Origin of the sequence: Plebeiibacterium sediminum (assembly GCF_026013605.1) — a bacterium.
GTDB lineage: Bacteria > Bacteroidota > Bacteroidia > Bacteroidales > Marinilabiliaceae > Saccharicrinis > Saccharicrinis sediminus.
On record NZ_JAPDPJ010000077.1, the window covers coordinates 1 to 22373 of the forward strand.

The window sequence follows — 22373 nt, forward strand, 5'->3', positions numbered from 1 at the left end:
TCATCTTAGAATAGATGAGAAACGAGCTAAAGAATGACTTTTAGTCATTCAGGTCGCTCAAAACTATGGACTTTCAGTCCATAGTGGTTTATTTAGCCAAAAGTATTAATTTTTTTAATACATATTGTTAATACATTTTATCGTACCTTTTTGTTTGGTGTTGAAGTAATATTTTTCACCATAAAATGATAAAAAAATGGAAGAATTCCACTTTTTCGCAATTTAGGAACAAATACAACGGATTAGAATAATAAATATCAGTTTTGATACAATACATCAACTTGCACTGTTAATTGTTTAAGTATATTTTTAAATTCATAAAATTGAAGCTATTTATATATTTTTCTCAGAGGAGGTAAAATTCAGTTTTACAGGGATTTATTATAACGGTAGGAGAGTAGTTTAAATAGCAAATAATTAAAAAAACATCAAAAATAATGAAGACAGCTTTAAAAATTGCATTTGTATTTCTTTTTGTTGCTTTAATTTCTTGTAATACAGTTGTTAAAGAACAGGAACTGACCGGCGGAGATTATGTTTCTTACGTAAATCCACAGATGGGAACAGAATCTGAATTTTTACTGTCTAATGGTAATACATATCCCGCCATAGCGCGCCCTTGGGGAATGAATTTCTGGACTCCGATGACAGCTAAATTCGGAGATGGTTGGACATATAAATACCAGGATCATCAAATTACAGGTTTCAAACAAACACATCAGCCTAGTCCTTGGATTAACGATTATGCTGCGTTTTCATTAATGGCTGTAACAGGTGATTTAAAAATTAAAGAAGATGACAGAGCTTCATGGTTTTCGCATAAAGCAGAAGAAGTAAAGCCTCATTATTATAGCGTATATCTTGCAGATTATGATACTAAAGTTGAAATAACTCCAACAGAACGTGCGGCTTATTTTCAATTTACTTTTCCTGAAAATGATCAATCCTATATATTATTAGATGGTTTTGCAGGAGGTTCAATGGTAAAATTATTTCCTAATGACAGAAAGATTATTGGGTATTGTAAAAATAACCATGGTGGTGTACCTGATAATTTCTGCAACTATTTTGTAGCCGAGTTTGATAAGGATTTTGAAGTGATGCATACCTGGAAAGACAGTACACTTCAAAAGAATTCATTGTTTAGTGAAGCAGATCATGTAGGTGCTGTTGTTGGTTTTAAAACTAAAAAAGGAGAGAAAGTACATGTAAAAGTAGCTTCATCTTTTATTAGTCCTGAGCAAGCTGAATTAAACCTGGCTAAAGAAATTGGAAATCAAAATTTTGATCAGGTAAAAGAAGATGGATTAGCTATCTGGAATAAAGAACTGGGAAGAATTAAAGTTGAAGGAAGTAACATTGATCATATTCGTACTTTTTATTCAACATTATACAGAGTGTTACTTTTCCCTCGTAAGTTTTATGAGATTAACGATACTGATCAGATTGTTCATTACAGTCCTTATAACGGAAAAGTTGAAAATGGTTATATGTTTACCGACAATGGTTTCTGGGATACCTTTAGAGCCGTCTTTCCATTTTTTACCTTGATGTATCCTGAGCTTAATTCTCAAATTATGGAAGGATTGGTTAATACTTATAACGAGAGTGGTTGGTTGCCTGAATGGGCTAGTCCTGGTCACAGAGACTGTATGATTGGTTCTAACTCAGCATCATTAATTGCAGACTCCTATTTAAAAGGAATAAGAGGATATGATATCAACACCTTATATGAGGCAATCATTAAAAACACCAAGAATTCGCATTCGGATGTGAAGTCTGTAGGACGATATGGTTATGATTATTATAACAAATTAGGATATGTTCCTTATGATGTTGATATCAATGAAAATACTGCCAGAACATTAGAGTATGCTTATGCTGACTATTGTATCTGGAAATTAGCAAAAGAATTAAACAGACCACAGGAAGAAATTGACTTGTTCGAGAAAAGAGCAAGAAACTACATCAATGTTTTTGATAAGGAAACAGGATGGATGAGAGGTAAAAATGTCGATGGAAAATTCCAGTCTCCATTTAATCCATTAAAGTGGGGTGATGCCTTTACTGAAGGAAACAGTATTCATTATACCTGGAGTGTTTTCCAGGATGTTGAAGGTTTAATCAACTTAATGGGAGGTAACGATAATTTCGTACAGAAGTTAGATACTGTATTTGACCTTCCTCCTGTGTTTGATAATTCATATTATGGTTTTACTATTCACGAAATTCGCGAAATGCAAATCGTAAATATGGGTAATTATGCACATGGTAATCAGCCAATCCAACATATGTTGTATTTATATAATTATGCTGGTCAACCATGGAAAACACAACAACGCGTTCGTGAGGTGATGAATAAATTATACACACCAACACCTGATGGTTATTGTGGTGATGAAGATAATGGACAAACATCAGCATGGTATGTATTCAGTTCATTAGGTTTTTATCCTGTAACTCCTGGTACTGATCAGTATGTAATCGGATCACCTTTATTTGATAGAGCTACTATCGAGCTTGAGAGTGGTAATCATCTGGTTATTGAAGCGCAAAATAACAGCGATAAGAATGTATATGTAAATAGTATCAGCCTTAATGGTGAAGTGATTGATAGAAACTATTATACACAGGAAGAACTATTAAAAGGTGGAAAAATAGAGATTGAAATGAGTAATGTTCCTAACGAAAAGAGAGGCGTTACGAAGAGTGATGTTCCTTATTCTATGACTTTGGAATTAGGTAAATAATTAGGAACAAGGAGAAGGGAAAAAGGAAATTTACAGCTTAGAAATATTAATAGTTTAAGATGATGAATAAAAGGCAGAAACTAACAATTTTACATACACTACTATTCTTTGTGTTAGGGATACAATTTTCTAATGCACAAAAATATATTGATTATGTGAATCCATTTATTGGAACTACGAACTTCGGAACTACAAATCCGGGTGCAGTTGTTCCACAAGGAATGGTTTCTGTAGTGCCTTTCAATGTTACCGGTTCAGCTATTAATAAATACGATAAAGATGCCAGATGGTGGTCAACACCTTATACTGCCGACAATAAGTTTTTAACCGGTTTTTCGCATGTAAACATGAGTGGTGTGGGGTGTCCTGATTTAGGAGTAATTCTTGTGATGCCAACAACAGGAGATGTGAATGCAAACCTAAAAGAGTATGGCTCGGTGATGAGCAATGAAAATGCACATCCGGGTTATTATACTTGCGATTTGGATAAATATGGTATTAAAGCAGAAGTAACTGCAACTCCAAGAACAGGATTAAGTCGTTTCACTTTTCCTAAAGGTCAATCGAACATACTTATTGACTTGGGTAATGGTTTAACCAACGAGAGTGGTGCTTATATCAGAGCAGTCAATGATAAAGAGGTTGAAGGTTATCGAATGACAGGCAACTTCTGTTATTACGGTCATTCCGAGCGTCCTGTTTATTTTGTAGCTCGTTTTAGTAAAAAAGCATCCAACTTTGGTGTGTTTAAAAAGATGCCTGCTCTTCAGGCTGAAAAAGACTGGTCAAGTACATCTGGTAAATTTAAATATTACGAGAAGTTTCAATACCCTGTTTCAGGAGATAGTATAGGTGCATATTTTTCATTTGATACCACAGAAGGTGAAGCTGTAATGGTTGAGGTTGGTGTATCTTATGTAAGTATTGAAAATGCACGCCAGAACCTGGAGTTTGAAACTAAGGGCTTTGATTTTGCAGCAACTAAAAACGAAGCTGAAGAAAAATGGGAAACTGCTTTATCACGCATTAAAGTGGAAGGTGGAACTGCTGATCAAAGAACTGTTTTTTATACAGCCTTGTACCACATGCAAATTCACCCGAATATTTTAAATGATGCCAATGGACAATATCCTTTAATGGAGACTTATGGTATAGGTGAAGTTAAGGATAGAAATCGCTATACCATATTTTCACTTTGGGATACCTACCGTAATTTTCATCCGTTGATGAGTTTGGTTTATCCGGACCAGCAACTGGATATGGTTCGTTCAATGGTGGATATGTATGAAGAAAGCGGGTGGTTACCAAAATGGGAATTGAATAGTACAGAAACATTCACAATGAATGGTGATCCTTCTTTTCCTGTTATTACAGATACTTACTTAAGAGGGTTAACTGATTTTGATGTGGAAACTGCTTATGAAGCGATGATCAAGTCGGCTACTACTCCTGAAAAAAGCAATAAAATACGTACGCAAAACGACTTTTATTTAGCGCATGGATATGTTCCATTTACAGAGGATTACGACAATTCAGTTTCGATAGCTTTGGAATTGTATGTTGCAGATTGGAACCTTGCTCAAATGGCAAAATCATTAGGTAAAACTGATGATTATAAAAAGTATTTAAGTCAGTCAAAACAGTATAAAAACTATTATAGTAAAGAGTTTGGCGTACTTCGTCCTAAAAAAGCTGACGGTAAGTTTTTAGATCAATTTGATCCTTTACAGGGAAAAGACTTTGAACCAGTTCATGGTTTCCATGAAGGTACAGCATGGCAATATACTTTTGGAGTACCTCACGATATTAAAGGTTTAATAAAACTAAACGGAGGAAGTAAGAAGTTTACCAATAAACTTCAAATGGTTTTCGATGATCAATTGTTTGATATGGCAAATGAGCCGGATATGCATTATCCATATTTATTCAATTATGTGAAGGGTGAAGAGTGGAGAGCTCAAAAGCAGGTACGAAGATTGGTCGATACCTATTTTAAAAATGCTACGGATGGAATTCCGGGAAATGATGATTGTGGAACCATGAGCGCATGGGTGGTTTATAGCATGATGGGTTTTTATCCGGTTTGCCCGGGAGACATGAATTATACTATTGTAACTCCGGTTTTTGATAAAGTAACTATCGAATTGGACAACCAATATTACAAAGGAAAGTCATTTGTCATTATAAAAGCAGGTGCAGGAAGTGACGCAATCATTGATCAGATTAAGGTAAATGGTACAAACTACCCATCTTATTTTATCTCGCATGATAAGATTGTAAATGGTGGTGAGTTGGAGATTATTACAAAATAGATTTCAGTCTTTTTTGTGAATAGTATTGTTAGGTATAGTATAAATTGAAAGAATACAATACTGCTAAATTTATAAGAAACTACATATACATTTAATCATTTCGATTATTCAGATGATAATGTTTGAATGTATATGCAGTCAGACTTCATGAATTGGTGCAGGATAGGTGAGAAGGATATAAAATATAAAATAAATGAACTCAAATTCGAAGGAAAGGAATCCAGCCTGGTGGATTCCAACGGTGTATTTTGCTATGGGGCTGCCCTTTGTTGCTATTGCTCAGGCTTCAGCTCTGATGTACGAAAGTATGGAAATAAGCGATACTCAAATTGCTTTATGGACCTCATTAATTATGTTACCATGGACACTGAAGCCAATTTGGAGTCCGGTGTTGGAAATGTTTAAAACAAAAAAGCATTTTGTTGTTGTAACACAGATGGTAACAGGTATATGTTTTGCATTGGTGGCACTGTCTTTACCTTTAGATGATTTCTTTCGTTATTCGATAGCGTTTTTGGCCATTATTGCTTTTAGTGGTGCTACACATGATATTGCAACAGATGGCGTTTATTTAAGTGTGCTTTCTCCAAAATTACAAGCCAAATATATTGGCTGGCAGGGAGCTGCCTATAACATAGCAAAAATTGCAACAACAGGAGGATTGGTTTATTTAGCTGGTCATTTAGAAGAAACTCTTGGTGTTAAATACGCCTGGATGATCGTTATGGGTATCTATGGTGCAGTAATGTTTGTTCTGGGATTATATCATATTAAAATGTTACCAGCCGGAAGTGATGCGGCTGAAGTTTCATCACTTAAAGAAGGATTTGCAACCCTTAAGGATGTTACCAAAACCTTTTTTAAGAAAAAGTATATCTTATGGTATATCATTTTCATTATACTTTATCGTTTTGCTGAAGGATTTGCTATCAAGATTGCACCTTTATTCTTTAAAGCTGCTGTAGCTGATGGAGGATTAGGATTGTCTACTTCAGAAATAGGTTTAGTGTACGGAACTTTTGGTTCTGCAGCTTTTGTTATTGGTTCATTATTAGGTGGCTACTTTATTTCTGCCAGAGGATTAAAAAGAGTCCTATTTACTTTAGCTGTAATTTTTAACGTTCAATTTGTTGTGTATACACTTCTATCACATTATCAACCAGATAGTATGATCATTATTTCAATTGCGGTTGTATTTGAATATTTTTCATATGGTTTTGGTTTTGTAGGATTAATGTTGTTTATGATGCAACAAATTGCTCCGGGTAAGTATAAAACATCTCATTATGCATTTGCTACGGGTATTATGAATCTTGGATTTATGATTCCATCAATGATGAGTGGTTATCTAAGTGACTTATTAGGATATAAAGTGTTTTTTATGTGGGTGCTGATAGCAACTATACCTTCGTTGTTAGTAGCGTATTTTGTGCCGTTTACATATAGTGATTCTCAAAAAGACGAATAGTATAACAATATTAAATATTACAAGTATGGTTTCAAAAAATGTGATTCCTTGGGAAGAAAGACCTGAGGGGTGTAAGGACGTGGTATGGCGTTATTCTAAGAATCCTATCATAGGAAGATACGAAACTCCAACATCAAATAGTATTTTTAATAGTGCTGTTGTTCCTTATAAAGATGGATTTGCGGGTGTATTCAGATGTGACAATAAAGCTGTTCAAATGAATATTCATGCTGGTTTTAGTAAGGATGGAATTAACTGGGAAATTGAGCCGGAACCAATCACAATGCAAGCTGGTAACACTGAGATGATTCATTCTGATTATAAGTATGATCCTCGTGTGGCTTTTATTGAAGACAGATACTGGGTAACCTGGTGTAACGGTTATCACGGACCAACAATTGGTATCGCTTATACTTTCGATTTCAAAGAGTTTTTTCAATGTGAAAATGCATTCTTACCTTTCAACAGAAATGGTGTACTTTTCCCTGAAAAAATCAACGGAAAATATTGTATGTTAAGCCGTCCAAGTGACAACGGACATACACCTTTCGGAGATATTTATTTGAGCTATAGCCCTGATATGAAATTCTGGGGTGAGCACAGATCAGTATTAAAAGTTACTCCTTTTGAAGATAGTGCATGGCAATGTTTAAAAGTTGGAGCGGGTGGTGTACCTATTAAAACTAACGATGGTTGGTTGATGTTTTACCACGGTGTAATTAAAACTTGTAGCGGATATCGTTATTCAATGGGTGCTGCATTATTAGATTTGGAACAACCAGATAAAGTATTGTACAGAACACAACCTTATTTGTTAGCTCCGGCAACAGATTATGAAATGAACGGTGATGTACCAAACGTAGTTTTCCCATGTGCTTCATTACATGATGAAGAAGGAAAAGTTGTAATTTATTATGGTGCTGCTGATACTGTGGTAGGAATCGCATTTGGTCGTATACCAGAGATTGTTGAGTTTGTGAAAAATAATTCAATTTAAAGATATAACTGACTGTAAAAAGTCATAAGGTTGAGTGTGTTATAGATGTTTTTTAGCATAACTTTATGCGCGAAAAAGCATTCAACTTTTGACTTTTTACTTTCAACTTTTAACTAAGTAGTATGTACAGATTTTCATTCATATTAATTTTTGTTGTTGGATTATTGATTTCTTGTCAATCTCCACATAAAGCATCTGTTGCAACTAGTCATTTAACTGATTATGTGGATCCGTTCGTAGGCACAGATGGTCCTGGTAACACTTATCCCGGGGCTGTGGTTCCTTTTGGAATGGTTCAGTTAAGTCCTGATAATGGTTTACCAGGATGGGATCGCATCGCCGGTTATTTTTGGCCAGATTCTACTATTGCCGGATTTAGTCATAAACATCTTACAGGAACCGGAGCTGGTGATTTATATGATATTTTGATTATGCCATACAATAGCAGGTTTACAGATGATTTATGGAAAGATCAGGATGAGTATCGTCCTTACTCTAAATTTAGTCATGAACGAGAATCTGCATCTCCTGGTTATTATAGCGTGGATTTGTTAAGTTCAGGTATTAAGGCCGAACTGACAGCTACCAAAAGGGTAGGTATGCATCGTTATACTTTCCCTAAAGATTCCGCATCTAAGATTCTTATAGATCTGGGTTATGCCTTAAATTGGGATGCCCCAACCAGTACTTATTTAAAAGTACAAAATGATACTACTATTACAGGGTATCGTTATTCCACAGGTTGGGCACCAGATCAACGTGAACATTTCACCATTTCATTTTCAAAGCCAATAGCGCATATTCAGCTTTATGATGGTTTAGATGCTGTTGATGGGCATGAAGTTAAAGCTACAAAAACAAAAGCAGAAATTACTTTTGCTACCAGTAAAGATGAGCAGGTAATGATCAAAGTAGCCTTATCATCTCATTCGATTGACGGTGCTGAAAACAATTTATTAGCAGAATGCCCGGGTTGGGATTTTGATAAAATGGTTCATGTTGCTCAAAGGACTTGGGAAAGAATACTTAGTACTGTTCAGATAGAAGGAACTAAAGAACAGAAAACTATATTTTATACCAATCTGTACCACTGCTTTTTAACACCATCTTTGCACTCAGATACAGATGGATGGTACAAAGGAGCTGATGGCAATTATCACCTGGCTAAAGGTTATAATAAATACGAAACGTTTTCATTGTGGGATACATACAGAACTGCACATCCTTTATATACTATTTTGGTTCCTGAAAAAGTAAAGGACATGGTGGCTTCATTTCAAAGTCATTTCAACGAAACAGGATTACTTCCTGTTTGGAGTTTTGCTGGTAATGAAACCAATATGATGATCGGATACCATTCTGTTCCGGTTATTGTGGATGCCTTTTTTAAAGGAATACCAATGGATACATTACAAGTGTATAAAGCATGTGTTGAAACTGCAAAAAGTGATGCGTGGAGTTTACCTGATTATAAAAAGTATGGCTATGTTCCAATGGATGATGAATCAGAAGGACACTGGAGTGTTTCTAAAACATTAGAATATGCTTATGATGATTGGTGTATTGCTCAGTTTGCAAAAGCTTTAAATAAAGATAGAGATTATATTTATTTTAAGAAGAGAGCGGACAATTGGAAGAATCTGTTCGATGAAGAGACTAAATTCTTCAGACCAAAAAACAAAAAAGGTGAGTTCCTTAAACAATTTGATCCTAAAGAGTATACAGAGTACTTCTGTGAAAGTAACGCATGGCATTATTTCTGGCATGTTCAGCATGATATACCAGGATTAATTGACCTAACAGGAAAAGAGGCTTTTACAGCAAAGCTTGATTCGATGTTTACTTTTGAGAACGATGAAAATGATGAGTTACCTATTTTCTCAACAGGAATGATTGGTCAGTATGCTCATGGTAATGAACCTAGTCATCATGTGGCCTATTTATATAATGATTTAGGACAGGCTTACAAAACACAGGAAATGGTAAGAAAGATTATCACGTCTCAGTATTCAACAAAACCTGATGGTTATTGTGGAAATGAGGACTGTGGACAAATGTCGGCATGGATGGTGATGTCATCATTAGGTGTATATCCTGTTAATCCCGCAAATGGTGTTTACAGTTTAACATCGCCTTGGTTTAAGTCTGCTACCATTAATTTAAGTAATGGAAAACAGTTTGTAATCAGTACCGAAAATCAGTCGGAAGGTAATGTTTACATTCAACAAATGTATTTAAATGGTGAAGAGTTAAACGACTACACTCTAACTCATCCACAAATTATGAATGGAGGTGAACTTCATTTTGTCTTAGGTAATCAACCTAAAAAATAACAAAGGGGTAATACATTTACCCCTACATATTACCCCAAAAGCGAACTTCATAGAATCCCGAAGAATTTCGTTAACCACCAACAAGTATTTGAGCTCTTATTTTGAGCATATGTTCCTGTCCTGATTGATTTCAGGACGGGTAAATATTGTAGTATATAACCATAATAGTAGGTTATATGCTGTGGTTATTTTCTGGTTATACCGTTTTATATTAATTAATAATTTAGAAAATGAGTAATACAAATAAATTATCAAGGCAAAACTATATACTTCCATTAGCAATAGTGAGTATTTTGTTTTTTGTGATAGGTTTTGGAGTAGGAATTAGTGGGTTTTTAACGCCCTTTTTACAAGATGCATTTAACTTATCTACTTCTCAATCATATTTAGTAACAGCAGCTATATTTTCGGCATTTGTAGTTTTTGGAGCACCGTCAGGATCCATCATAAAAAAAGTAGGTTATAAAAAAGGAATGGTAATTGCTTTTTTTATCATGGCTCTTGGAATGATTTTATTTATTCCTTCTTCAAAACTATTAAGTTTCCCGTTGTTTTTGCTTGCATTGTTTATCGGTGGTATTGGTAATACCCTATTACAGGCATCTGTCAATCCTTATGTTACCATTATTGGTCCTAAAGAAAGTGCTGCCATGCGCATGAGTTTAATGGGTATCATGAATAAAGCAGCCTGGTGGTTGTCATCCTTGTTTTTAGGTTTGTTTTTAAATTTAAAGGATGTAAAACTGGATGATGTGATTCTTCCATTTTATATTGTTACCGGAATCCTTGTCGCTCTTGGTGTTTTTATGATTTTTGCGCCACTTCCTGAAGTAAAAGCTGAAGGAGAGGATGAAGACGATAGTACTGTAGAGTCAAAAAATACAAAGACCAGTGTATTCCAGTTTCCGCATTTGTTATTAGGTGTTTTGGCGCTATTTATATATGTCGGTGTTGAAACCTTACCAATGGTTTCAATTATTGGATATGCAAAAACAGTATTTGGAGATGCCAATGTTAATTTAGACAATTTTGCCATGTACGTGCCTCTGGGTTTAGTGGCTGGTTATATTTTTGGAGTGATAATGATCCCAAGGTTTATTTCTCAAACCAATGCGCTGAAAATGTTTTCATGGATAGGTATTGTGGCTGCATTATTACTCATTTACCTACCTGGTGAATACGGAATTTATATGATGGCCTTTATTGGTTTTGCCAATTCATTAATGTGGCCTGCAATCTGGCCGCTTTCCATTGCCGACTTAGGTAAATTTACTAAAACAGGAGCTTCATTATTGGTTATGGGAATCGTAGGTGGAGCTGTTTTACCATTAATCTTCGGTGTGTTAATCGATGCATTAAAAAGCTCAGAAATCGCTACAACATCTGATTATCAAAATGCCTATTGGATCTTTGTTCCGGCGTATGCTTATATTTTATTTTTCGCATTAAAAGGATGTAAAATCCGTAAATGATAAAAGCTTGTTTATATAGAGACAACGGTTTTTATAATAAGTGAATTATGTATGTTTTATTTAAAAGGGTGTCCATATGGATGCCCTTTTTGTTTTATAGGATATTTATATAATTTAGCGTTATCTAATTAACGTGAGATTATCATTACTACTATGACTGAAATAAAACAAGAAGCTGACATCAATAATTCATATAAGCTTTATTCCCAACGCGCTATTGGTATTGCTACATACATTGGTGGACCAATTGCTGCCGGATGGTTAATACGTGAAAACTTCAGAAATCTGGGGAATGATGATTATGGTAAACATGCCTTAGCCATTAGTATACTTGCCACTTTCTTTATTTTTGCCGGTATTTTTTCAATACCTGAATCTGTAATGGATAAAATACCCAACTTCATCATAACATTGGTCTATACAGGTATTATTTACTTGACTGTAGAGAAACTTCAGGGCAAAGACATCGCAGCCCATCAGAAAAGTGAAGGAGCCTTTTTTTCCGGCTGGAAAGCAGCAGGTGTTGGACTCATAAACATGGTAATATACATGGTGGTTATTTTAGGATATACTTTTGCAACGCCTGAAGCATCTTTTGATTTGGAAAAATATAATGATGGCATTGTTCAGTTTCAAAATAATGAAAAGGAAGCGATGGAGTTATTCAACTTATTAGAAGCAGAGAAAAAGGAAGAAGCGATAACTTTTATAAAAGAAAAAGGAATTAACCTTTGGGGTAAAAATATTTTATTACTGCAAAAGATGAATGGGATAGAGGGCTTAGATCAGGAGCTTATTGATCAAAACAACCAGTTTATAAAATATTGTCAGCTACGTATTAAATCGTATAAGTTAATATACAAAGCTCTGAATGAGGATACCGATAGGTATCATTCAGAGCTTGCTAATATTCAAAGGGATATTACAGATATATTGGGTATAGATCAGTAAACACTGGTTATATACCTGTTTTTATTTTTTAAAGCATCTAAAGTTGTATTAGAGCTTTCTAACATCCGGGCTATGGTGTTCTCTACATCAGCGCCCATTTCTTTAGATCCGCAAACATAAATAGATGCGCCTTTTTTAATGAATTTCATAAATTGTTTTGGATTCGACATAATTTGATCCTGAACATATGTTTTTGTATCCTTATCACGCGACGAAACACAATCTACATGTAGTAGTTTGGTTTTCTTTTGTAATGTTTTAAGTTCAATATTGTATTTATGAGATAATTTATGTTTTTGCTCTCCCCAAATAACCCATGCTTTTGATGATGGCTTTTGCATATACCATTGCTGCAAATATCCTCTTAAAGGGGCATAGCCTGTTCCTGCACCAATAAGTATTAATGGAGTTGAAATATCTTGCGGTAAATAATATTCTTTACTCTTAATATATTTAAACTGAATAGATTCACCCAATTTTAAAAACTCATTGGTGTATACCGATGCTGCACCTTCATGTTTACGTTCTCTGTAATCGAATCGAACTGTTTTAATCATTAAATGTAAACTATCATCTGATTTTGTTGGGTAATTTGCAATAGAATATTGTCTACCTGTAAGGTTTGGTAATATGTCTATAATTTCTCTGGCTGAGCAATCTAATGGATAATCAGTAATTAAATCCAGAAAGTTAGCTCTGTCAACAAAGTTTTTTAATCGTTCTTTGTCAATAATTAAAGTGTCAACTTCTTTATTATTTGTCAGCCAGGCGTATGCCTTAATGGTTAATGGCGAAAGGCGACAAATCTCCTTACGATGAATCAACTCATCATTAAATTCTGGAGCATTTAATTTTTGTGCGATTTCTTCAACCAGCCATAACGGATTACTAGGCATAATTTCTATCAAATCCCCCGGATAAAAAGAAATGGGTTTATTAAAGTCACTTAATTCAATATGATAAGTGTAATTCCCATTCTCAGCTTTTGATAATTTTTCACAAGTAACTAATTTACCTTCATAAAGATTTTCATCATTGGTAGCAAATGAGATGTTTTCTTCTTCAATTACCGATTCAGCAGATGACTCAAACTGATTTTTAATTTTCTTGATCCATTTGGCGGCTGTTTTACCAAAATCAGCATCACATTCAGCTCTTTTTACAATAGCGTTTGCACCAAGTTTAAGCAATTGCTTATTTAGTGTTTTAGATGCTTCACAAAATTCGTCGTAAGATGAATCACCTAATCCACAAACAGAAAAGTCCAAATGATTCAGTGCACTCATTTTATTGGAGTGAAGCTGTTTAAAAAACTTTTTAGCTGAAGCAGGTGGTTCTCCGTCGCCATGCGTACTCACAATAAAAAAAGCTTTAGATACCTTTTCCAGAATGGAAGTATCTGCTTTTTTCATATTCATTGTAACCGGATTGATATCCAATTTTTTCAATTGCTTTTTTAGCTCTTTTGATATTACTTTGGCATTCCCGGTTTTTGTTCCGTATAATATGATCACTCCATCTTTATAAACAGAGTCATCTTGTTTTTTTAATATTCCGTTAAACATTTTAATTAAAATGAGATGATAATGATTGTTTTTGCTTTTTCTTGTTACTCCTCTTTTTTATCCAGATAATGAAACCAGTTACAGGTAAACTGGCACATATCAGACTTGCAAAAAATGCAAGGATTTTACCTGGTAAACCCCAAATGGCTCCGGTGTGGATATCATACTTCATCATATCTACCTTTTCGGCAAATAAAGCTTCATCGTATTTCTCTACCTTAATCTTTTTTAATGTGTATTGATCAAAGAAATATTCATTATGATGATAGAACTTTCCTTTGTGTTTGTATAAAATAACTTTTATGGATTCTTCTTCTGATCTTAATGATGGCGACATATAAATTCTTTCCGGCTTAGGCTGTTCTTGTAATGCTAAATAAAAAGCCCTGTCAATGGCCGATAGTGTATCTGTCGATGCTATATTTTTAAGAGATACATCAGAGTGTGGGTGCTCATGGTCTGCCTTACTTTCTCCTCCTGATGTCAAATAATACAATCCGTTGTCCACCCATTGAAAACTCCAGGTAAGTCCTGTTATAGCAATGGTTAGAGCGAATAGAAAAACATAAAAACCCAGCGCATTGTGCAAATCATGATTCAGACGTTTAAAACCACTCTTTGCATTTATTTTAAAACTGAGTTTAGCAGAATTTTTATTCCACTTTTTAGGCCACCACATGATTAATCCGGTAATAAGCAGCACCACAAAAATAAGGACTGCAGAACCTACAATTGGCCGACCGATGGTATAGGGTAACCACAAAGCCCGATGACCATTCAAAATAAAACGAAAGAAATTAAACTCACCTTTAGCCAAAGGTGTTTCTTTCTTTATAAATTCGGCAGTGTATGGATTCATAAAAACGACCTCAAATTCGCGTTTACCTTCATTCATCATCCAAAAGCCAACAGCAGCAGCCCCATCTTTACCCTCATAGGTTATACCAGTGGGCGTTTGTGCATGTACATAAGTTTTTGCAGTATCTATCAACTGACCAGGAGGGGCAAAAGGGGCATTTTGTGGCTTAACAAAACGCCATGGTTCTAAAGTATTTTGTATCTCTTGTTGAAACACATAAATGCATCCTGTAATACTAACAATAAAAACAATAATACCCGAGGAAAGCCCCAACCATAGGTGCAGCCAGTTATTGATTGATCTGAATTTATTTTTTAATTGCGTCATTGTATTTGCTTGTCAAATTTTCTGTTTTCTGTTTTCTGTTTTGTTGTCTGAGTTTTTAAAAGATGTAATAAGTTTTTAATAAAGTTGATTAATTAAATAGTCCAAATTGCAAACATGAACCAGAACAAGTATCAGTACTAAAAGTTTCAAACATGAACAAGAACAAGGTTTTTAATGATATTGTTTTATTGAAAGGTCCAGGTTTTAAACTTGAACCATAACTCGGACTGGCTAACACTGGCGCAAGATTGTAACTTGTGCTTTGTTTTTATAGAAACATTCCTTTTTAGTTAATAAATAGGTTTGTAAATGATCGTATTGTAAATACCAGCTCAGTATTAATACTACATGAGCTGGTATTTTAATATAGATATGATTACAATTTGAAGAATCCTGCTACAAAATTAGCCTCAACTTCAGCACCTTTTGTTGCAGTATAGTTGTTTGTATCAACCCTGTAAACATTTAAAGAAACATCTTCAGGAACACATAAATATATACTGCCATCATCATATAATGCTGTAGATGCCAACTTTCTTCCTGTACCCGCATGTTCCGGAATTCCATCGATATAATGAACAGTTCCGTTGTATAAATCAATAACTGCAGCTTTTAATGGACCATCCGACCAGGCAGCCTGTTCACTGTTATCATCCTGATTTATTAAAGAAAAAGCCTTTCCGTTGCCAATATATTTCAGGTGAGCTGTATTTTTTCCTTCAGTGGCAGCTTCAATATCAAAAAAGTAATCCTGATCAAATGCTGTTTCTCCATTCTTAATTCTTAAAATGCCACCATCTTTTGTCGTCTGACTGTAACCGTTAGCCGGATTTGAGTGAGATAAAGCATAGATATCGCCATTTTCGTCTTTAATTAAGCCCGATTTAGTGTTAAAACCACCAATAGGACCTGTTCTTGTATCTGTAATTTCTTTTACAAACTCCAATTCCGGATATGAGAAAACTGCAATACGAGCCATATCTGTATAGTTTGTAGCATAAGTTGTTGGATCGCTGATATAATAACTCAAATAAACATAGTTGCCACTTTGAACCAATCCACTATAAGTAGGCGCCACCTGGTCTGTAATATCAGTGATTGCAGTATTCACTGTTTTTGTAATTGTAACCGTTTCTTTATCCAATAGCTGAAAAGAAATAATATCCGAAGTATTGGCTACTTCAACAGCCAATAGCTGACCATCTTCAGTTTCAAGTAGTTCAGATATGCTGTTATCAAAACTTGCAATGCCACCAATATCTTCAAGTGCACCATCAGTATTTTTCTCCAGAGCAACCAGGTTGTTTTCTCCCATTCCTCCCATGCAATAAATGCGCTCATCAATTTGATTGTAGGTATAATAACCCGGTTGAGCAACACCTTGTCCTAATGCAGAAAGTGATCCACTCATTACATCCTCAAATTGAGTGGTATAGTAGGTAAAAGTTCCATCGGTTCCTTGTATAGCCATTGTTAAAACAAAAGCATCCTCTCCGTTATATTCATTATTATTATCTTCATCATCGCAAGCTGTAAAAAGCAAGCTCGAGCAAAACATAAGACCACATAAGGCCCACTTTCCAACGTTTTTTATCTGAAACATATTTGTGTTTTTTAATTATTATAGATTGTATCTTAGTTTAATATAGAATGCCCTGCCAGGTTTTTGTAAATAGAACTTATCATATAGTTTAGCATCCAATAAGTTTCTGCATTCTGCGCTTATATTATATTTTCCGTTTTTTAAACTGTATGAAAGTTCTATATCATGAGATGTTTGTTGTGGAATCACATAATCTTCATTGTTACTTCCCATTTCTGCCCATGTTAAAAAGTACTCGTCAACATAATTTAAATGGTAATTAAAGTCGAGTTTTGATGCGGATAGCAATACATTATTAAAGCTGAATCCAGCGTTTATATTTCCAAACAAATAAGGCATGTTCGGAACCCTGAATCCATAATGAAAGTTTCTTTGCCAACCTGTTCCTGTGTAGGATTCGTTGTAAACTCTTTTGGCCTGATCCGTAATTTTTTGATAAGTAATATTTGTACTTAAATGAAAAATCTCTTTCCAGTTGTATTCGGCATTTCCTTCAATACCCCATGCTTTGGTTTTACTTAAATTATCGAAGTGTGTTTGTGGATTGGCAAAAACAGCAACCGTATGTATCAAATCATTAGCATTACGATAGATGTAACTTCCGCCTATTTTAATATGATGATTGGAGTTGAAGGTGTACTTATAGTTTGCTCCAATGTTATAATTGTCACTTTGTTCCGGTCCTAAATCAGAATTAGCCTGAATAAATAAGCCATCACCAAATAACTCTTCTGGCTTAGGTAAGCGATAAGTATGTTCGTAAGATGCTTTTACTTGTAATTCTGGTAAAATGAAATAGGCAGATGCAATTCCATATCCCCAGTTGTTGGTATTGGTTCTATATTCAATAGTACGTTGCGTTTCCAGCGCAAAATCCTCAACTCTGGATGCTTTTGTATTCAAATGATACATCTTGCCAAATACCGTTGTATTCCATTTCTTATTCAAATTAAGTTGATAAGCGAAACCCAAAATATGCTTGTTTAAGGCGTTAGGGAAGAGGTTGCTTATTTCATCTGGATGTTCCTTGTCAAAGGCTTTTCTGTGGAAATAGTTATAAGCATAATTCAAGGATACAGAACTTGTTTTGTTAATTTGATAACCCAGGTTTAATTGCGATGAAATGTCATCATCGTTTAACGTGGTAAATGTTCTGTAGTTCTCACCATCCTCAGACACTTGTCCATTTGATGTTGTGGAAACAAACCGTTCTCCCAGCCAGTTATATGTTATACCTTTTAAAGTATCAATTACCTGACTTTCTGAACTGTTGTAGGCTGCAGAAAAGCTAATATCCAAACCTTCTGTAAATAAATCTTTTTTGCTGTATTTAATACTTGGAGTAAATGATTGGCTATTGGTTACAATTCCTCCATATACAGTGCGCATAGTAACTCCGGTCTGCACTTGCTTATCATTGGCAGATCCCATTATACCAAACAATAATTTATCAGCATATGATTTATTTGTGACTCCTGCTTCAATTTTTACAGTGCCTGATTTATACCTGTCGTGAAAACGCTCTACATCCTGGTAATTCACAATATTCCCATTACTGTTTGTGATAGGAGCATTTACCTTATAGTTATTATCGGAATAGTTATAAAAAGCATTTGCTTTAAGCATAAAACCAGTTTCTTCATTGGTGAAAGTTCCGTTTACCGATGCTCTGTGTGTATTAAATGATCCATAGGAATAGGAAAAATCCAGGAGCTTTGATTTTTTATTGGTAATGATATTTACTGCACCACCTAAAGCATCAGTACCTAACCAAACAGGAACTACTCCTTTATAAACTTCAATTCGTTCAATCATATTTACAGGAATATCTCCCAGGCTAAACGATGAACCATAATTGTCAATAGGAATTCCATCAAGAAAGAATTTAACCTGATCGCCCGAAAACCCATTAAGAGAGAAAGTACTGTTGCTTCCCAATCCGCCTTCTTCCTGAATTCTTACTCCGGAAACTTTGTTCAGAATGGCTTTCACATCAGTAGTGCTATTCTGAATTTTTGCGGTAGAAACTGCAGCCACTTCAAAAGGCGCTTCTGAAATTTTGGTGAGGATGGATTTTCCATTTACCTGAATATCCTCCAGTTTAAAGTTGTCGGTATTGAGGTTTAAATTTGTTTTGTAATCCTGGTTGCCATCAATTGTAATAGGTATTTCAATAGGTTTAAAACCTATAAAAGTTGCTTTCAGAATATATTCACCCGAGGGAATAGTTGTTATTTCATATTTTCCATCGATATCACTGACCGTTCCTTTAAAAAAGTTATTGCCGGAAATAATGATGTTAACTCCAGTTAAAGCTTCACCCTGTGCTGACTTAACCGTACCAAATAATTTACTGCTATTTTTAATATTCAATTCCGCATAACCATTAATTGCATAAATGGCCAGGATAAATAGTATTCCAATAAGTCTCAAGCTCGCTTTTCTCATCTTCCGAAAATATCTGACTCCTACGTATTTTTAATTTCGATGCCCAAAAGTAGATTCACCATAAAAAGTGAGCAATCCCATAAAATAGGTATCGAAATAGTTAAACAGAAATTTATAAGGCTACTTGGGGGTTTGTTTCTATTAAGAATGAATCTTAATAGTTGAACTAATTGTCGATGTGCATTGAAAATTAAACAGTTATAGGTTGGGGTAACTCAATACCTAATGTTAGTGAGTGGCAGGTTTAAATATTTAGCTATTAAAACGATAGGTTAATATATTTTAAGAATTAATGGGCTTGTTTTCATCATAAATAGTAAGCAACTCATGATCTTTTTAAGGAAATATTAACGTGGTAAAATTTGAAAGAAATTTTATAGACCGTAATTTTGAAGAATAAGACAAGAAAGTTCAATAATCTATAAACATTAGTTTGAATCACTTGTTTTAATATTCAACAAAGGATAATTCAAATATCTATTTTAATAAGCTTATTATAAAAGGCTATTCTTATTACAATGCAATAGTCACTTTTTACATTTTACTACTGATTGCTTACTAAAATAAATACTTACAATAAGCCAACAAAGTTTGACTTTATTTGATTCATCGGATTAACACAGTGTTGATTCGGTGATAGATACAGATAAAATATTAGTTATGAATGTTATATTAAGTATTGGTGTGCTGGTTTTTACCGCATTTGTTCTGGGTGAACTAGCCGAAAAAATTAAACTACCCAAAATCTCCGGGTATATCTTAGCAGGTATCTTGTTAAATCCTGATGTTACAGGAATTATGAATAACGAATTTGTTGTTCATACAGATCCATTATTAACAATAGCATTGTCGTTTATAACATTTTCTATCGGGGGGAGTTTGTCTGCTTCAAATTTAAAAGCCACAGGCAAAACTGTTTTATGGCTTACCCTGAGTGAATCCATATTTGCTTTTTTGTCGGTTTTTGTGTTTATGGCGCTTTGGTTATATTTCTTTTCAAATGTTTATAGTTCTATTTATATCATCATCGCCATCAGTCTTTTACTCGCATCTTTAGCTGCACCAACAGATCCTTCTGCAACGCTTGCTGTAATTCATGAATATAAAGCTAAAGGACCTGTAAGTAGTGCTATGCTACAAATAGCAGCATTTGATGATATTGTAGGTATCATTATCTATACTTTAGTTGCTGCCTTTGCACCGTTCTTCTTAGGAAATCATGATATCCAGTTAGGAACAAAACTGGCAGATATGGGCATGGATATCTTATTTGCATTGTTAATTGGAGCTGCTATTGGGCTGTTGTTTTACTTCATTGTAAAAATGGTTAAAAAGGAAACAGAAGGTTCATTAATTGTACTTACTTTCGGATTGATTTTATTTGCTTATGGTATCTCTGATTACTTTGGCTTTGAATCGTTATTGGCTTCAATGGCCTTAGGTGCTGTGGTAACTAATTTTAATCCTATGGCCGATAAAATATTTAAGTTGATAGAGCGCTATACTGACGAGTTGATATTTGTGATTTTCTTTTCCTTATCCGGTTTGCACTTACAATTATCTTCAGTGGCAGGAAGTGTATTGTTAATAGCCATTTATATAGTAGCACGGGCAATTGGTAAGTACGGTGGAATATTTGTTAGTTCTTCTATACTTAATACCGATCCAAAAATTAAAAAGTTTGCTGCAGGAGGTTTAATTCCTCAGGGTGGTATTGTAATAGGATTATCCATTCTTTTAACTAAAGATCCAGAGTATGTCAGTATTGGTTCATTGATTATTGGAGTAGTTATTGGAGCTGCATTAATTCATGAAATATCAGGTCCGCTTATTTCCCGGTTAACACTTAAAAAGGCTGAAGAAATATAGCGTTTAAGAAAGTTTAATTTATCTTAAAAACGCTCAGAGCATAAAATTTATCATGTAAAATAATTCATGAATTTGTTTTCTTTGTACTTACTAACCATTGAAAAAAACTGATTCATCTAAATCTACCGATAAATTAAAATCATGAACTATTAATCATAGATATTTAATAGTTTCGTGCTTTTTACCATCCTAACAAACGAACATGTTTATCGGAACATTGTTTTTTATGAAACAGAAAAAAGAGTATTCAAAATATGACAAAAAATAAACAAACAAGAATGAAATTAGCAGTATTTAGTAGTCGTAAATGGGTGGTTGATTCATTTAACCAATTGAATGATAAATATAAATTTGATATCACTTATTTTGAGGCTCGACTTTATAATAAGACGATTCCATTAACCAAAGGTTTTGATGCTGTATGTGTTTTTGTAAATGATACCGTGGATGAGGAAATTATTACAGGATTAAAAGAAAACGGCGTTAAACAAATTGCATTAAGATGTGCGGGTTTTAATAATGTTGATATCGAAGCTGCTCAAAAACACGGTATTAGCGTTGTTCGTGTTCCTGCTTATTCTCCTTATGCAGTAGCAGAACACACACTGGGCTTGATACTTAGTTTAAATCGTAAGTTTCATAAAGCATATACAAGGGTTCGTGATGGTAACTTTGCATTGGATGGACTTTTAGGTTTCGATTTACATGGAAAGACAGTAGGTGTAATAGGAACAGGTAAAATTGGAGAGATTTTTATTAATCTGGTTAAAGGTTTTGGCTGTAAGGTGCTTGCGTATGATAAATTTCCAAATGAAAAGCTAAAAGCTGCAGGAATAGAATACGTTGATTTGCAGGAAATCTATAAGCATAGTGATGTGATTTCGTTGCATTGTCCGTTAACATTTGAAACATTTCATATGATTAATGAATATGCTATTGCTTCAATGAAAACCGGAGTCATGATTATCAATACCAGTCGTGGACCATTAATTGATACTGACGCAGTAATTGCCGGATTAAAAAAAGGTAAAGTAGGTTATTTAGGTTTAGATGTTTACGAGGAGGAGGAAGAGTTGTTTTTTGAAGATCATTCAGAAACAGTAATTCAGGATGACAAATTTGTGCGTTTACAAACATTCCCTAATGTATTAATAACAGCACATCAGGCCTTTTTTACCAGAGAAGCTATATTAAATATTGCAGAAACAACTTTCGAAAACATTAACATGTTTTTTAAAGATGGTGAAAGTCCTAACACTGTTTTACCTAAAAAAACATCAAAGGCTTAAACACAATTAAAATATAATAGCATCATATAAAACAGAAGAGGATGTAAAATAAACACTGTCTGTAAGCAACAAATTATTAATATTGTGACTTATGGCAGAAAAGAAAAAAGAATCCCCAGAATATATTGCA

Annotated in this window: 13 protein-coding genes; 9 read left to right on the forward strand and 4 right to left on the reverse strand. The window is 34.3% G+C overall.

Translation table 11 applies throughout. The features are described from left to right. Window positions 1–437 precede the first annotated feature (437 nt). From OM075_RS21225 to OM075_RS21255, 7 genes are all read left to right on the forward strand, one after another. Window positions 438–2750 (forward strand): GH92 family glycosyl hydrolase, encoded by a 2313-nt coding sequence (locus OM075_RS21225; protein ID WP_301192562.1) that lies wholly within the window; start codon window positions 438–440, stop codon window positions 2748–2750. A gap of 59 nt (window positions 2751–2809) precedes the next feature. Continuing rightward, on the forward strand, window positions 2810–5062 hold the full coding sequence (locus tag OM075_RS21230) for a GH92 family glycosyl hydrolase (protein ID WP_301192563.1): 2253 nt from the start codon (window positions 2810–2812) through the stop codon (window positions 5060–5062). A gap of 193 nt (window positions 5063–5255) precedes the next feature. After that, window positions 5256–6530 (forward strand): MFS transporter, encoded by a 1275-nt coding sequence (locus tag OM075_RS21235; RefSeq protein WP_301192564.1) that lies wholly within the window; start codon window positions 5256–5258, stop codon window positions 6528–6530. A 25-nt stretch (window positions 6531–6555) separates the two neighbouring features. After that, window positions 6556–7527: a glycoside hydrolase family 130 protein gene (locus OM075_RS21240; protein ID WP_301192565.1), complete on the forward strand. Its 972-nt coding sequence runs from the start codon at window positions 6556–6558 to the stop codon at window positions 7525–7527. Between the two features lie 122 nt (window positions 7528–7649). Then, window positions 7650–9860 (forward strand): GH92 family glycosyl hydrolase, encoded by a 2211-nt coding sequence (locus OM075_RS21245; protein ID WP_301192566.1) that lies wholly within the window; start codon window positions 7650–7652, stop codon window positions 9858–9860. A gap of 230 nt (window positions 9861–10090) precedes the next feature. Continuing rightward, window positions 10091–11332 carry an MFS transporter gene (locus tag OM075_RS21250; RefSeq protein ID WP_301192567.1) on the forward strand — a complete coding sequence of 414 codons (1242 nt, stop codon included), beginning with the start codon at window positions 10091–10093 and terminating at the stop codon, window positions 11330–11332. A 153-nt stretch (window positions 11333–11485) separates the two neighbouring features. Beyond that, on the forward strand, window positions 11486–12283 hold the full coding sequence (locus OM075_RS21255) for a hypothetical protein (RefSeq protein WP_301192568.1): 798 nt from the start codon (window positions 11486–11488) through the stop codon (window positions 12281–12283). Here the strand turns inward: OM075_RS21255 and OM075_RS21260 are convergent. The 4 genes from OM075_RS21260 to OM075_RS21275 all read right to left on the reverse strand — a co-directional run bounded on the left by OM075_RS21260 (window position 12277) and on the right by OM075_RS21275 (window position 19085). Further along, a complete protein-coding gene (locus OM075_RS21260; RefSeq protein WP_301192569.1) occupies window positions 12277–13848 on the reverse strand; it encodes a flavodoxin domain-containing protein in 1572 nt (523 codons plus the stop codon). The two genes, OM075_RS21255 and OM075_RS21260, sit on opposite strands and share 7 nt — an antisense overlap. Before the next feature lies 1 nt (window position 13849). Beyond that, entirely contained in the window at window positions 13850–15034 is a 1185-nt protein-coding gene (locus tag OM075_RS21265) for a PepSY-associated TM helix domain-containing protein (RefSeq protein ID WP_301192570.1), read from the reverse strand. Window positions 15035–15410: 376 nt separating this feature from the next. Beyond that, window positions 15411–16637 carry a DUF4374 domain-containing protein gene (locus tag OM075_RS21270; RefSeq protein WP_301192571.1) on the reverse strand — a complete coding sequence of 409 codons (1227 nt, stop codon included), beginning with the start codon at window positions 16635–16637 and terminating at the stop codon, window positions 15411–15413. 18 nt (window positions 16638–16655) lie between these two features. Continuing rightward, entirely contained in the window at window positions 16656–19085 is a 2430-nt protein-coding gene (locus tag OM075_RS21275) for a TonB-dependent receptor (protein WP_301192572.1), read from the reverse strand. Between the two features lie 660 nt (window positions 19086–19745). Between OM075_RS21275 and OM075_RS21280 the strand changes: the two genes are divergently transcribed. Together OM075_RS21280 and OM075_RS21285 are read left to right on the forward strand one after the other, a co-directional pair. Further along, window positions 19746–20954 carry a cation:proton antiporter gene (locus tag OM075_RS21280; RefSeq protein ID WP_301192573.1) on the forward strand — a complete coding sequence of 403 codons (1209 nt, stop codon included), beginning with the start codon at window positions 19746–19748 and terminating at the stop codon, window positions 20952–20954. A gap of 278 nt (window positions 20955–21232) precedes the next feature. Then, a complete protein-coding gene (locus OM075_RS21285; protein ID WP_301192574.1) occupies window positions 21233–22243 on the forward strand; it encodes a 2-hydroxyacid dehydrogenase in 1011 nt (336 codons plus the stop codon). Window positions 22244–22373 lie beyond the last annotated feature (130 nt).

Coding starts and splice junctions, on each gene's coding strand:
- OM075_RS21280 (WP_301192573.1), top strand. CDS start 19,746: ATGAATGTTATATTAAGTATTGGTGTGCTGGTTTTTACCGCATTTGTT.
- OM075_RS21260 (WP_301192569.1), bottom strand. CDS start 13,848: ATGTTTAACGGAATATTAAAAAAACAAGATGACTCTGTTTATAAAGAT.
- OM075_RS21285 (WP_301192574.1), top strand. CDS start 21,233: ATGAAATTAGCAGTATTTAGTAGTCGTAAATGGGTGGTTGATTCATTT.
- OM075_RS21235 (WP_301192564.1), top strand. CDS start 5,256: ATGAACTCAAATTCGAAGGAAAGGAATCCAGCCTGGTGGATTCCAACG.
- OM075_RS21225 (WP_301192562.1), top strand. CDS start 438: ATGAAGACAGCTTTAAAAATTGCATTTGTATTTCTTTTTGTTGCTTTA.
- OM075_RS21250 (WP_301192567.1), top strand. CDS start 10,091: ATGAGTAATACAAATAAATTATCAAGGCAAAACTATATACTTCCATTA.
- OM075_RS21245 (WP_301192566.1), top strand. CDS start 7,650: ATGTACAGATTTTCATTCATATTAATTTTTGTTGTTGGATTATTGATT.
- OM075_RS21270 (WP_301192571.1), bottom strand. CDS start 16,637: ATGTTTCAGATAAAAAACGTTGGAAAGTGGGCCTTATGTGGTCTTATG.
- OM075_RS21230 (WP_301192563.1), top strand. CDS start 2,810: ATGATGAATAAAAGGCAGAAACTAACAATTTTACATACACTACTATTC.
- OM075_RS21255 (WP_301192568.1), top strand. CDS start 11,486: ATGACTGAAATAAAACAAGAAGCTGACATCAATAATTCATATAAGCTT.
- OM075_RS21265 (WP_301192570.1), bottom strand. CDS start 15,034: ATGACGCAATTAAAAAATAAATTCAGATCAATCAATAACTGGCTGCAC.
- OM075_RS21240 (WP_301192565.1), top strand. CDS start 6,556: ATGGTTTCAAAAAATGTGATTCCTTGGGAAGAAAGACCTGAGGGGTGT.
- OM075_RS21275 (WP_301192572.1), bottom strand. CDS start 19,085: ATGAGAAAAGCGAGCTTGAGACTTATTGGAATACTATTTATCCTGGCC.